Genomic DNA, 13328 nt, shown 5'->3' with positions numbered 1-13328 from the left:
TCCAGTCAGGACGATCTACCGCGTTAGAACTCCGCCACTCTTGGCAGAAATTCTACTGCATAGGACACGTGCGTGGGGACAAGAAACCATGACCGGATTGGTAACGCAATCTCGCGTTCCGTGTAGCGGGAGCACTCTCCGTTGCTACTACCCAAGCTGGCCCGAGCCGCCGACAGCCGTTCTTCCATGTCGATCAAGAGCCTAACTTACTGAAAACAAACACACTCTGAGCTGAAAAACGATGCCAAAACATACAACACTTAGCGTTTTATTATAGCACGCCACTTTTCAATTTCCAGAGGGCGGAACCATGCTACGCCCTCTGTCACCAGTCGCACAGCCAGACTGTGCGGAGCCTGAGCCAGATCAACGGTGCGCCGTTTCCGCCTGCGCTTCACGCAGCAATTGATCCTGCTGCGCCGTGATCTCGCGGTAGCGCACGCCGATCTGTTCGGACGACAGCCCGGCCGCGAACAACTGGCTTAACTCTTGCTTTAAAGCATCATTCTTTACCTGCCGGATGGCGCCGCGCAAAAACAGCCGCACGGCATCGAATTCCGATTCAGGCTCCTGCACGATTTCGGCAATGATGCTGTCGTACTCGTCGCCCTGCGCTTTCAGATGTTGCGCAAATGCTGCAAAACTTCCTTGCTCGCCCAGTGCCTGCGCCTGCGCTACCAGCTGCGCCAGACGTTCGGCCGGCTCCGCGCCGAAATACTGGAAGGCGGCCAGCGCAGCCCCGTCCACTTCCTGCGCCAGCGGCGGGTGGGCGATCAGGATGCGCACGATCTGCAATTCCAGCCCCACCGGCACGGGCCGCCCCGTGCGGGCCGGCGCCTGCCGCGCTACCGCCACCGGCTTGGCCAGCTCGTACAGCACCTCGATCTCGGACGGCGTGGTCTGGGTCAGCTGGGCCAGTCCGCGCACGATCTGCAACCGCAGCGCTGTCGGCGTCATGGCCTGCAGCATGGGCTTGGCGTCGAACTGCACGCGCGCCCGTCCTTCCGGGCTCTGCAAATCATGCTCGCCCACTGCCTCCTTGATCAGGAACTGCGATAGCGGCATGGCTTCGTGGATTTCCTGCTCGAAGGCTTCCTTGCCGTAAGTGCGCACATAACTGTCCGGATCATGCTCGGTGGGCAGGAACAGGAAGCGGATGGTCTTGTTGTCCGTCACATGGGGCAGACAGGCTTCCAGTGCCCGCCGCGCGGCACGCCGCCCGGCCTTGTCGCCGTCGAAGCTGAAAATCACATTGTCGGTTTGGCGCAACAGCTTCTGCACGTGGAAAGGCGTACACGCCGTGCCCAGCGTAGCCACCGCCTGCGGGAAACCCATTTGCGCCAGTGCCACCACATCCATATACCCTTCCGTCACCAGCACATAACCGGCATCGCGGATGGCCTGACGGGCTTCGAACAGGCCATACAGCTCGTGACCCTTGGAAAATAATGGCGTTTCGGGCGAATTCAAGTATTTCGGCTCGCCCTGATCGAGCACGCGGCCGCCGAATGCAATCACCTGCCCCTTGGTGTTTTTAATCGGGAACATCACCCGTTCGCGGAAACGGTCATAGCGCTTGCGGTTGCCGCCATCTTCGTCCACCCGGTCGATCACCAGCCCGGCCTCGGCCAGCACCACGGCTTCGTAATCAGGGAAGATGCTGCGCAGATTGTCCCAGCCGGGCGGCGCATAGCCGAGGCCGAAGCGGGCAGCAATTTCGCCCGTCAGGCCACGGCCTTTCAGGTAGGTAATTGCATTGGTGGCGCCGCGCAGCTGGGCGCGGTAGAAATCGCAGGCCTTGGTCATGGCTTCCGTCAGCGCCATGCTGTGCGCCGCCATCTGGGCGCGCTGGGCCGGCGGGATCTTGTCGTCCTGCTCAGGCACCACCATGCCCACATTCTGCGCCAGCTCTTTCACGGCATCGACAAAGCCCATGCCCGAGTACTCGATCATGAAGCCGATCGAGGTGCCATGGGCGCCGCAACCGAAGCAGTGATAGAACTGCTTGGTGGGACTGACCGTAAAGCTGGGGGATTTTTCGCTGTGGAAGGGGCACAGGCCCATGTAGTTAGCGCCGCCTTTTTTCAGCTGCACATAACGGCCGACCACGTCGACGATGTCGACCCGGTTCAGCAAATCGGCAATAAATGATTGTGGGATCACAGGGCTACGCAGTCTTGTTGTGAATCAGGCTATACCGCCGCAGCGATCCGGTATTGCGCCGGATCAGATGCGACTGCTGGGCAGCATACCGCGGCCCAGTCTCGTACTGGCAGCAATTATGCCGGAGCCAGTGCCTTTTTCACCAGAGCGGACACCACGGTCATGTCAGCACGGCCAGCCAGCTTGGGCTTAACGATGGCCATCACCTTGCCCATGTCCTGCGGACCGGCAGCGCCCGAGGCGGCCACGGCAGCTGCCACTTCGGCCGCCACTTCTTCATCCGACAGGCCAGCCGGCATATAGTTGACCAGCACGGCCAGCTCAGCTTTTTCGATGTCGGCCAGATCGGCACGGCCACCGGCTTCGAACTGGGTGATGGAATCCTTGCGCTGCTTGATCATTTTTTCCACGATGGCAACAGTCTGCTCATCGTTGACTTCGATACGCTCGTCCACTTCCTTGCGCTTGATTTCCGCCAGGATCAGACGCACGGTGGCCAGACGGCCAGCGTCTTTAGCGCGCATCGCGGTTTTCATATCTTCGGTAATTTGTTCTCTCAGGCCCATGGCGATCTTTCAGAAGGAGTAAAAATGCGAAAACCCGCCGCGGCGAACCGGGGCGGGTATCTCTTGATGCCGCAAGAGACAACCCGAGGCGTAAGCGCCATACTGCCGGGTTGACTCCGTGAAGCAGTCTTAGAAGAGTTTTTTCGGCAGCTGTTGGCTGCGGATGCGTTTGTAGTGACGCTTAACGGCAGCTGCCAGCTTGCGCTTGCGCTCAGCCGTTGGCTTCTCGTAGAACTCGCGTGCGCGCAGTTCGGTCAACAGACCGGTTTTTTCGATGGTGCGTTTGAAGCGACGCATGGCGACTTCGAACGGCTCGTTTTCTTTAAGGCGAATAGTGGTCATGTAAAAATTCAAACCGTTAGAGGTTATAGGAAGAATGAGACTATAGCAGCTTTTTCCGGAAAATGGAAGCCGCTTGTCGCACCGGGCGCGCAGTATATCAGACGGATTGCCCTGCGGCTACTCCCGAAGCCCAGGCCCACTGGAAGTTATAACCGCCGAGCCAGCCCGTCACATCCACGGTTTCCCCGATGAAGTACAGGCCTGGTACCTTGCTCGCCATCATGCTCTGCTGCGACAGTTCGCGCGTATCGATGCCGCCGCGCGTGACTTCGGCTTTTTTATAGCCTTCCGAGCCGCTAGGGGTCAGCGTCCACTGGTTGATGGCCGCGCCCAGTTTGCGCAGCTGGGCGTCCGGCATATCGGCCAGACGGGCGTCGGCAGCAAAACCATGGGCATGCAGCAAGCCTTCGGCCAGACGGGCGGGCAGCCACTGTGCCAGCACATTGCCCAGCTGCTTCTTGATCGTGCCCTTGCCTTCGATCAGCGTGGCCGCCAGATCGAGTTCCGGCAGCAGGTTAATGATGATGGGCGTACCGGGCGTCCAGTAGGACGAAATCTGCAGGATGGCCGGACCGGACAGGCCACGGTGGGTGAACAGCAGGTCTTCGCGGAAGCGCGCGCCCGTCGGGTTGCGGCCTTTGAGGGAGCCCGTTTCCACATCCACTTCCAGCGCAATGCCGGCCATTTCCACAAACGGCGCCCAGCTTTGCGCTTCAAAGGTCAGCGGCACCAGCGCCGGACGGGGCGCCACCATGCGCAGGCCGAACTGCTCGGCGATGCGGTAGCCGAAGTCGGTTGCGCCGATTTTCGGAATCGACAGACCGCCCGTGGCGATCACCACACTGTCCGCTTCGATCTCGCCCTGATCCGTCTGCAGCACAAAGCCGCCTTCGGCCGCCTGCTCCAGCGCGGTCACCGTGCAGGGCATGCGCCAGTGCACATCGCCTCGGCTGCATTCTTCCTTGAGCATATCGATGATCTGTTCGGCCGAATCATCGCAGAACAGCTGGCCACGGTGCTTCTCGTGGTAGCCGATGCGGTGCTTTTTGACCAGCGCAATGAAATCCGCCGCCGTGTAGCGCGACAGCGCACTTTTGCAGAAATGGGGATTTTCCGACAGATAGTTGGCCGGACCGGCGTTGATATTGGTGAAGTTACAACGCCCGCCACCGGAGATACGGATTTTCTCGGCCAGTTTGCTCGCATGGTCGATCAGCACCACGCGCCGTCCGCGCTGGGCTGCCGTTGCTGCACACATCATGCCGGCAGCACCTGCGCCGATTACCACCACGTCAAACTTAGCCATAACTATCCTATCGTCCAAAGGCGTATTGTACTTGAGACACACCTGAGGCCGACAGTAGCCCGCTATGGTCGGCTAGACGATAGGCTCCTGTATGCGCTGGCGCGAGTGCAAGGTGCGCGATACCAGCAGGCACTGTGCGACCTGCTCGGCAATCGATGGCGGCACAGGAACCTCACCCGCCAGCACGGTCTTGATCCACGCTGCCGTGGTAGCGGCGTCGCGCTCGGCCGGCAGCACGGGCAGCTCGCCCACTAGCGTCTGCTTGGGCACCAGTGTGGTACGCAGGCCGCCATGGAACCAGTCGATCTGCTGGGCCTTGTTGGCATTGGCCACGGTTTCGCCTTCCGTGCCCCGCATCAGGAAGGCATCACCGCGTTCCGGCAAGGCCGAGCCCGTGAAGTACTCGCCCAGCAACTCCAGATATTCGGGGTGGGTGTAGGACACCAGCCGCAACGCCGGTCCGGCGAACGGCTGCATGATTTTCACCAGCGTGTGGGTGGAATTGCGCACGCCGAGACGGCGGCGCAGCGACAGCAGATAAGCCAGCCTGGGCGCCAGCGTGTCGATAGTCATCAGCGCTACCTTGCCCTGCGCCAGTGCCTGTTCCGCTTCGCCACTGTCGGCTGCCGGCAACACGCCCAGCGCTTCGAACACTTCGGCCGTACTGACCCGCCCCGCATCGCGCAGCACGCCATGCACCAGCACGGGCACGCCTTCGCGCGCCAGCAGCAGCGCCAGCAGCGGGGTCAGGTTGGCCATCTTGCGCGCACCGTTGTAGGTGGGGATGCAGACAGGCGCATACTGGCCGGCCGGCGCCTGCAGCGGCGCGAACGAGGCTTCGGCTGCATCGAGGAAGCCAGCCAGTTCATCTATGGATTCACCCTTGATGCGCAGCGCCAGCAGGATGCCGCCCAGCTCCAGTTCGCCCACCCTGCCAGCGAGCATGGCGCGGTAGAGTTCACGGGCGTCGTCGCGGCTCATGCTGCGGGCACCGTTCTTGCCCCGCCCGATCTCCTTGATCAGATGGGCGGTCGGGAATGGCGCGTCGGCGGTGGTATGGGCGGAGGTAGGGGTGAAATTAGCGGTCGTCATAGGCGCAGCTTAAACCAGTCCGGCCCATTTCGGCTACACTATCCCTCCCCCGCAATGAAACGAGCTAGAGAGTCATGATTTCCCCAGATATCGAAAACATCAACGTCACCTCGTTCGCGCCCATGCCGACGCCGGAAGCCCTGCATAGCAAGCTGCCGCTGTCGGACGCCGCGTCGGACACCGTGATGAAGGGCCGTGAAGCCCTGCGCAACATTATCGACCGCAAGGACAAACGCCTGTTTGTCGTGGTAGGCCCCTGCTCCATCCACGACCCCGTTGCCGGTCTGGACTATGCGCGCCGTCTGAAAGCGCTGCAGGCAGAAGTGGCCGACACCATGCTGCTGGTGATGCGCGTGTATTTCGAGAAGCCGCGTACCACCACCGGCTGGAAGGGCTATATCAATGACCCGGATATGGACGATTCCTTCCGCGTCGACGTGGGCATGGAAAAAGCCCGCCAGTTCCTGCTCGATGTGTGCGAACTGGGCCTGCCCACCGCTACCGAAGCGCTGGACCCGATCTCGCCCCAATATCTGGGCGACCTGATCGCCTGGACCGCCATCGGCGCGCGCACCACGGAATCGCAGACCCACCGCGAAATGTCGTCCGGCCTGTCCACCCCGGTCGGCTTCAAGAACGGTACGGACGGCGATATCGGCATAGCCATCAACGCCATCCTGTCCTCGGCCCATCCGCACTCCTTCCTGGGAATCAATGCCCAGGGCAATGTGGCCATCGTGCGCACCCGCGGCAATGCCTACGGCCACGTGGTCCTGCGCGGTGGCGACGGCCGTCCCAACTACGATTCCGTTTCCATCGCGATTGCCGAGCAGGCCCTGCACAAAGCCAAGCTGCCGGCCAATCTGGTGGTCGACTGCTCGCATGCCAACAGCTACAAGAAACCGGAACTGCAACCGCTGGTGATGGCCGACGTGATCCATCAGATCTCGCAGGGCAACCAGTCGCTGGTGGGCGTAATGATCGAATCGAACATTGTTGGCGGCAACCAGAAAATACCGGCCAACCTGAGCGAACTGAAATACGGCTGCTCCGTGACGGACGGCTGCATCGACTGGGACACCACGGAGAAGATGCTGCGCGATGCCCATCAGCAGCTGAAAAACCGCCCTTAAGCCTTACCGCTACGGCCTCATCCCGCCTGTCAGGCACGCGCTCCGCAAGGGCCGCGTGCCTTTTTATTCGGCCTGCCGCCCACGCCCTAAGCAGTGGCCGACACGGCTTTCCATTACAATGGCGGATTGTTCTCTCGCATTCTCTGCATCTTATGATCGTTCTCGGCGTTGAATCTTCCTGTGATGAAACCGGCCTCGCACTGTATGACACGGAGCGCGGCCTGCTGTCGCATGCCCTGTATTCGCAAGTGGCCATGCATGAAGAATATGGTGGCGTGGTGCCGGAACTGGCGTCGCGCGACCATATCCGCCGTGCCCTGCCGCTGCTGACCCAGGCACTGGATCAGGCCGGCAAACAGCTGGCCGATGTCGATGCCATCGCCTACACGCAAGGTCCCGGTCTGGCCGGCGCGCTGCTGGTCGGTTCGTCCGTGGCCTGCAGTCTGGGGCTGGCACTGGATCGCCCTGTGCTGGGCGTACACCATCTGGAAGGCCACCTGCTGTCGCCCCTGCTGGCCTCGCAGCCGCCCGAGTTTCCGTTTATCGCCCTGCTGGTCTCGGGCGGCCACACCCAGCTGATGCGGGTCGATGGCGTGGGCCAGTACACCCTGCTGGGCGAAACGCTGGACGATGCAGCCGGCGAAGCCTTCGACAAATCAGCCAAGCTGCTGGGCCTCGGTTATCCCGGTGGTCCGGCGATTTCCCGTCTGGCCGAATTCGGCGATCCGGCCGCCTACAAGCTGCCCCGTCCCATGCTGCACACCAAGGATTTCAACTTCAGCTTCTCGGGCCTGAAAACCGCTGTGCTGACGGTGGTGAAAAACCACGAACAGCAAGTGGTGGCGAATATCTGCGAGCAGGACAAAGCCAACATCGCACGTGGTTTCGTCGATGCCATCGTGGACGTGCTGACGGCCAAGTGCGTTTCCGCACTGCGCCACACAGGCCTGAAGCGGCTGGTGATCGCCGGTGGTGTAGGCGCGAACGCCCAGCTGCGCGCCTCGCTCAACGCGGCGGCGGCCAAGAAGAAGTTCAAGGTGTATTACCCCGAACTCGAGTTTTGCACCGATAACGGTGCCATGATCGCGTTTGCCGGCGCCATGCGCCTGAAGATCAATCCCGATGCGGCCAAGAAGGACTACAGTTTCAACGTGCGGCCACGCTGGCCGCTGGAAGAACTGCGCGTCATCTAGACGCGCAGGCATGGCGTGGTACGGCGCTGCAGGCCTCAGGCCTGCGCGAAAGCCATCCCGGCCAGCACGGCCAGTCCCACCAGTGGAATCAGGTAGTTGGCTTTGCCCAGACGCACGCCCTGTGCGGCGATGCGTTCGCTGCGCGAACGGTGCTCGTCGGCCGGCGATTCATGGGTGATCGTGGTGTTTTTTTGTTCGATTGTCTTATTCATAACTGCCTCCATATGGAAAGATCATCTTACTTTCCCGAAGGCATTGCAATTGTCATGCCATGCAACATTGTCTGAAATTGCGCGAAATCAGGAATTTCTAGCACTTTTGTGGTGAACATGCCACAGTTATTGCACTGCACCAGCACCAAAGTCGTGCAAGCAGCCTGCCATGCGGGTTTCCGCGAATCAACTTCAAATCTAAAATATGCCGATAGTCGGCTGGGTCAGCATATCCTGGCGCGGATACTCCCATTGCGGCACCCCGGCGGGGCAGCCAGCGGCCGGCTGGCCGGCCGTGCTCAGCGTGGTGAAATTGCCTTTGGGCGTGGCGGCAAAACGGTAGTCGCTCAGTGTCCCCGTCGACAGTATCAGCACCGGCAAGCGGGCAAAACGCAGCCAGGCATCGACCACGCAGTTGCTCTGCTTCAGCTGCTGCAGCGCGGCTAGAGGCGCCATTACATGGGCAAATTCGCCCACCTGCGGCGATAATGCCTGACTAGGTTCCTCGCCCACTAGCGCCGCCGGACAGGCCAGCGCCGGCGCCAGACTGAGCACGCCGCGGCGCAAGCGGTAATAACCATGCCGGGGGTTACTCTCCACACTCGCATAAGACCAGCACAGCGGCATGCTGGGAAAGGCCGTCATGGCCACATCCAGCACCTGTGCTTTCGGATCGTGCTGCTGCAAGGCAGCCGTTACCGCCTGGCGCGCCAGCGCGGAAGTGCCGGCCTGCAGTCCCAGAAAAGCCACGCCCAACGCCAGCCCCAGCAGCAAACCGGCCCGCCCCTGTGCGCCGGCACGGTGCTGTAGCAGCGCCACACTGGCGCCCAGCACCGCCAGCACCAGCACGGCCGGCCACAGCAGATAAGCCCGGACGGCACATGCCAGTATCACGCCAGCCAGCGCCAGCAGCCAGCCATAGCGCAGCCACGGGCGCTGCACCAGCATGGCCAGCGGCACGCCGAGCACTACCCAGAACAGCGGCTCGACGATGAACACCATGTCGCCATAGAACCAGCGCGTATCGAACGGGTACCACGGATGCAGGCCGTAGGAATTGCTGTAGTCCATCAGCAGATGCAGGACCAGCCCGCTGCCGATGGCCAGCCCCAGCCCGCGCCTTGCTGTACGGCTGCTGCCCAGCAATGCACGCGCTGCCGGCCAGAGCAGCCACAGCAAGGCGGCCAGCAGCAAGCCTTGCGGGATGGCCAGCAAGGCCGTGTGGGTAAAGCCGCGGTGGTGCAGCAGATAGCCTAGCGGCTGCTGGAGCAGCGGTGATAGCAGCAGATCGAGATCGGGAAAATTACTGGCCAGCACGCAAGCCAGTATCAACAAGCGCTGGCGCAGCCGCTGGGCGCTGCTGTCGGCTTCGGCCGGCAAGCTACGCTGCACCAGGGCGCCCACTGCGGCGCCGATGACGCTATGGCTGAGATTATCCATGCAGAGGACGAGCGCCAGCGCTATTGCTACTGGCCAGGTTCAGGGCGCGTTCAGCCTGTTGCAGCAGGCTGTCGCCATCATTGATGTCCATGAAGTCCAGTGCGCCCACGCCCACACTGGCCGTCAGCGTCAGCGCGCGCTGGGCCAGCTGCTGCGGCTGCGCTGCGATCTTGCGGCGCAGATTGCCCGCCAGGATGTGTGCGCCGTCGGGTGGCGTATTCGGCAGCAGGATGCAGAACTGGGTATCGTTGTAGCGGCTGGGCACATCGATCACGCGCACATTGTCGCGCAGCAGCTGGCCTACGCTGGCCAGCACCTGCTCCGCGGCCGCTGGCCCCAGCGTGACGCGCAGTCCGGCCAGCTCGTCGAGTTCCAGCATCAGGACCGACAGATGGGAACGAAAACGCCGCGCACGGGCCACTTCGAACGTGAGTTTCTGTTGCAGCGAGCGGCGGTTATGCAGCCCCGTCAGCTCGTCGGTAGTGGCCAGCAGCTCGCGCTCCTGCAGCACACGGGCCAGCTCCGCCTGCGCCGCGTTGCGGTCGAGTATGGCCATGATCTGGCGCGCTAACTGCTGCAGCGTACTGCGCTGCTGCTCGTCGAGCTGCCCGGGCTGGTCGGCGAGCACGGCCAGCGTGCCCAGCGGATAGCCATCAGGCGACAGCAGGGGCGCTGCGCAATAGTGGCGTACCTGCGGCGCCTGCACGCTCCAGCTCATGGCTGCCGTGCGGTAATCCTGCTGCACATCGCTGATTTCCGTCATGCCCTCGCCCAGCACGGCCAGTGCACAGTAGCTGTCATCGCGCGCCAGCGTGTGGGTCGGTACGCCATGGCCGGATTTGAACCAGACCCGCTCGCTATCGACCAGCGCGACACAGGCCAGCGGCATGCCGCACAGCCGGGCAGCGAGGCTGGTGAGGAAATCGATGTCGGCATCGGGGCCGGTGTCGAGAATCTGGTAGCGCTGCAGGGCAGCCAGGCGGAACTGCTCCGTCTGCGGACGGGCAAGCGGAAGGGACGTAACGTTTTCAGCGACCTGCATGGGCTTCCTGTACGGCTACGAACTGCGATGAATAGGCACTGGACACCGTTGCACGGCGTCCACCAATAATGCAATTCAGACAGTTTAGCCGAAACAGGCTTAGCTTTGTGCCAGGATTTCGCGCAGGGCTTTTTCGAACACGGCCACGGGCTGGCCGCCGGCGATCAGGTGGCGCTGGTTGATGATCACGGCCGGCACGGAATTGATGCCATGGCGCTGGAAGAACTGCTCGGCTTCACGTACCTCGTCGGCATACTGCTGCGACCCCAGTACGGCTGCCGCCGCCGCGCGGTCCAGCCCCACGGCTTCGGCTGCGCGCAGCAGCACTTCATGCGAGCTGGGGTCTTCGCCGCGGCTGAAGTAGGCGGCAAACAGCTCGCCCTTGAGCGCCAGCTGCTTGCCCTCGGCTTGCGCCCAGTGCAGCAGGCGGTGGGCGTCGAAAGTGTTGTAAATCCGGTCGCGCTTGCCCATGGCGAAGTCGAAGCCCACTTCGGCACCGCGCGCGCGTATCATGGCCCGGGCCTGTTCCTGCTGCTGCGGGGTCGAGCCGTATTTCTCGCTCAGGTGTTCATCGATATTCTGGCCTTCCGGGCCCATCTGCGGGTTCAGCTCGAAAGGCTGGATGTGCAGCGCCACATCGGCTTCCTCGCCGAGATTATGCAGGGCCTGTTCCAGCGATTTCAGCCCGATCGCGCACCACGGGCAGGAAACATCAGAAACGAAATCGATCGTAAGGGGCTTGCTCATATCGGCCTTTGCTCAACAGGTGAAAGTCCAGCATATGGCGATGCAGCGGCAAAAATCAAGTCAGGGAACGGAGCGCCCGTTCCCCGTGGCTTATTTTTTCTTGGCGTCGGCGCTCTTGCTGCCGATACGGCTTTCCTTGCCGGCCAGCAGATTCGAAATGTTCTTGCTGTGGCGGAAGGCCAGCAGTGCGCTCATCACGAACACGGCCACCAGCTCGGCATCGGCGCCGAACAGCAGGCCGTAGTAGAACGGTGCGAACAGGGCCGCCACCAGTGCGGCCAGCGACGAGTAGCGGAAGGCAAATGCCACGGCCAGCCAGGTTACCAGCGTGGCCAGCCCCAGCCATGGATTCAGACCCAGCAGCACGCCCAGCGCCGTGGCCACGCCTTTGCCGCCAACAAAGCGGAAGAACACGGGCCACAGATGGCCGAGGAACACGGCGATGGCCACCAGCGCGATCGTCATGTCGCCGATCTGCAACTGGGTCTGATAGCGGATCGCCAGCCACACCGCCAGCCAGCCTTTGGCGCCGTCGCCGATCAGGGTGGCGATGGCAGCAGCCTTATTGCCGCTCCGCAACACATTGGTGGCACCGGGGTTTTTCGAACCGTAGGTGCGCGGATCGGCCAGACGGAACACTTTACTCATTACCACTGCAAACGAGATCGAGCCGATCAGATAGGCGGCTACGGTCATCCAAACTGTATTCATTGTTTCCTCAGGTTATGTCCGCGCGGGCAGAAAAATTGCCCAAAACACTAAAATATACACTGTCCGCCGTGCGCCGACCAGAGTCCCACCTCGCCAAGTTACTTGCAGGCATAACGCTACTTGCCAAAGTGAAGCGCTTATTCACGCCCGTCAGAGCCTGCACGCGTCATCGCAGCCACGCTGGCCGCTCGCCGCCTGAACACCTGCTCAATCACAGCTCGATCATGCCGTTGCGGCTATATTTCAAGTCAATGCTGTAACACTGGACGACCAGGCCATCATCTGTCGCGCTACTTGCAGTCAAAAAAAAAGTTAGCCTGAATGTGAAAAATCGGCAAAAAATCCGCTACAATTTTCCCAAAAGAAACTATATTTTCTGATAAGGAAAAGCTGCGCACCAGAACAACTGGCTGGATATTCCGTCCAATCTCTATACATCAGGCTTCCGGCTTTATGAATTCCAGATTGGTGCAACAGCATGGAATGGTCATTGTCACCTGAGTCCAGCCACAGTCCGTTGTATCAAAAGAGCCAGCTTCCTGCAATTTGGTGGTTTCACACATTATCCGCTCATGGTGTTTTGATTCCACCCTTGTTTAACAATAAATATATGGAGTTCCGATTGAAAAATAAATTATTGTTCTTCTTCCCTGCTTTTATTTTCAGCACTGCTGCCTGGGCGGGTGAAATTACAGATGATTGGGTCCATATCACCAGCACAACTAATATGGAGTGGCTGGGAAAGAAGAATAGCGGCGAAATAGGAAATTTCGACAATAAAAAAAATAATTCCTATTTTTATATTATGCAAACCAAGGAAGGAAATCGCTATAAATATGCCAAAGTATTTGTTGAGCTAACTTCCTGCAGCAAAGGATATGGCTACGTCTATTACAACAATATGGAGGGCGAATTTACTGGAAAAGACCAGTTCATCCGTTTTGGTGAAACCGTAGCGGATGCCCTGGGCAGCATGGCGTGCACGTCGTGGGATAGCCTAACGGGGAAAAAATCCCTAGTTGCAAACAATGAAGCCTGGGAGAATGTTGCTGAAGCAGTTGAAAGTGGAGACAAATACTTCATCAGGAACGACATGGTGCGGAAAACAAAATATAACAACAAGCCGGTTGTATCCGCGATATACAGATACGATATGGTGAAGAGTAATAAAAAAATCTACGGAGAATTTATCTTTGAATTGGCAAGCTGCAAACGCGGCTATGGCGTTGTCTACGATCTGAGTTTCGACGGAAAAGTCACGGAGAAATATGACGTTGCATTAAATGGAAACTCGGTTCTTTCTGGCGCCATCAGCAAGGTTTGCGGAAAAATCTAAGCCAAGTTCAAATTCGATTTGCGCGTCCAATTCCTTGATTAATCA

At 60.3% G+C, this 13328-nt stretch carries 13 protein-coding genes; 3 read left to right on the top strand and 10 right to left on the bottom strand.

The features are described from left to right. Positions 1-366: 366 nt before the first annotated feature. The 5 genes from dnaG to ybiB form a co-directional block, all read right to left on the bottom strand. The gene (gene dnaG / locus GTP23_RS02600) at positions 367-2163 is read right to left on the bottom strand and encodes a DNA primase (protein ID WP_161033726.1); all 1797 of its coding nucleotides are present in this window, start codon (positions 2161-2163) and stop codon (positions 367-369) included. A gap of 116 nt (positions 2164-2279) precedes the next feature. Then, a complete protein-coding gene (locus tag GTP23_RS02595) occupies positions 2280-2729 on the bottom strand; it encodes a GatB/YqeY domain-containing protein (RefSeq protein WP_155432991.1) in 450 nt (149 codons plus the stop codon). A 129-nt stretch (positions 2730-2858) separates the two neighbouring features. Then, positions 2859-3071, bottom strand: coding sequence for a 30S ribosomal protein S21 (gene rpsU / locus GTP23_RS02590; protein WP_008451879.1), 213 nt, complete (start codon positions 3069-3071; stop codon positions 2859-2861). A gap of 97 nt (positions 3072-3168) precedes the next feature. Further along, positions 3169-4377 (bottom strand): BaiN/RdsA family NAD(P)/FAD-dependent oxidoreductase, encoded by a 1209-nt coding sequence (locus GTP23_RS02585; protein ID WP_161033725.1) that lies wholly within the window; start codon positions 4375-4377, stop codon positions 3169-3171. Between the two features lie 72 nt (positions 4378-4449). Continuing rightward, complete coding sequence (ybiB, locus tag GTP23_RS02580; RefSeq protein WP_161033724.1) at positions 4450-5469, bottom strand: DNA-binding protein YbiB; 1020 nt, start codon at positions 5467-5469, stop codon at positions 4450-4452. A 74-nt stretch (positions 5470-5543) separates the two neighbouring features. On the opposite strand from ybiB, the gene GTP23_RS02575 reads away from it, so the two are divergent. Both GTP23_RS02575 and tsaD read left to right on the top strand, forming a co-directional pair. Further along, positions 5544-6602: a 3-deoxy-7-phosphoheptulonate synthase gene (locus GTP23_RS02575; protein ID WP_155432988.1), complete on the top strand. Its 1059-nt coding sequence runs from the start codon at positions 5544-5546 to the stop codon at positions 6600-6602. A gap of 152 nt (positions 6603-6754) precedes the next feature. Then, complete coding sequence (gene tsaD, locus GTP23_RS02570) at positions 6755-7795, top strand: tRNA (adenosine(37)-N6)-threonylcarbamoyltransferase complex transferase subunit TsaD (protein WP_155432987.1); 1041 nt, start codon at positions 6755-6757, stop codon at positions 7793-7795. Positions 7796-7830: 35 nt separating this feature from the next. Here tsaD and GTP23_RS22540 read toward each other — a convergent pair whose 3' ends face one another. From GTP23_RS22540 to plsY, 5 genes are all read right to left on the bottom strand, one after another. Then, complete coding sequence (locus tag GTP23_RS22540) at positions 7831-8007, bottom strand: hypothetical protein (RefSeq protein ID WP_202411897.1); 177 nt, start codon at positions 8005-8007, stop codon at positions 7831-7833. A gap of 198 nt (positions 8008-8205) precedes the next feature. Beyond that, on the bottom strand, positions 8206-9447 hold the full coding sequence (locus GTP23_RS02565) for a metal-dependent hydrolase (protein WP_161033723.1): 1242 nt from the start codon (positions 9445-9447) through the stop codon (positions 8206-8208). Beyond that, complete coding sequence (locus tag GTP23_RS02560; RefSeq protein WP_161033722.1) at positions 9440-10489, bottom strand: sensor domain-containing diguanylate cyclase; 1050 nt, start codon at positions 10487-10489, stop codon at positions 9440-9442. Before GTP23_RS02560 ends, GTP23_RS02565 begins: the two co-directional genes overlap by 8 nt. A 99-nt stretch (positions 10490-10588) precedes the next feature. After that, a complete protein-coding gene (locus GTP23_RS02555) occupies positions 10589-11236 on the bottom strand; it encodes a DsbA family oxidoreductase (protein ID WP_161033721.1) in 648 nt (215 codons plus the stop codon). A gap of 90 nt (positions 11237-11326) precedes the next feature. Next, on the bottom strand, positions 11327-11947 hold the full coding sequence (gene plsY, locus GTP23_RS02550) for a glycerol-3-phosphate 1-O-acyltransferase PlsY (RefSeq protein ID WP_161033720.1): 621 nt from the start codon (positions 11945-11947) through the stop codon (positions 11327-11329). A 478-nt stretch (positions 11948-12425) separates the two neighbouring features. Between plsY and GTP23_RS02545 the strand changes: the two genes are divergently transcribed. Continuing rightward, positions 12426-13283 (top strand): hypothetical protein, encoded by an 858-nt coding sequence (locus tag GTP23_RS02545; RefSeq protein ID WP_161033719.1) that lies wholly within the window; start codon positions 12426-12428, stop codon positions 13281-13283. Positions 13284-13328 lie beyond the last annotated feature (45 nt).

Source organism: Duganella fentianensis (assembly GCF_009857835.1).
Lineage (GTDB): Bacteria > Pseudomonadota > Gammaproteobacteria > Burkholderiales > Burkholderiaceae_D > Rugamonas > Rugamonas fentianensis.
Note: the sequence above shows the minus strand (reverse complement) of the source record. Positions and strands in the feature narration are given on the sequence as shown.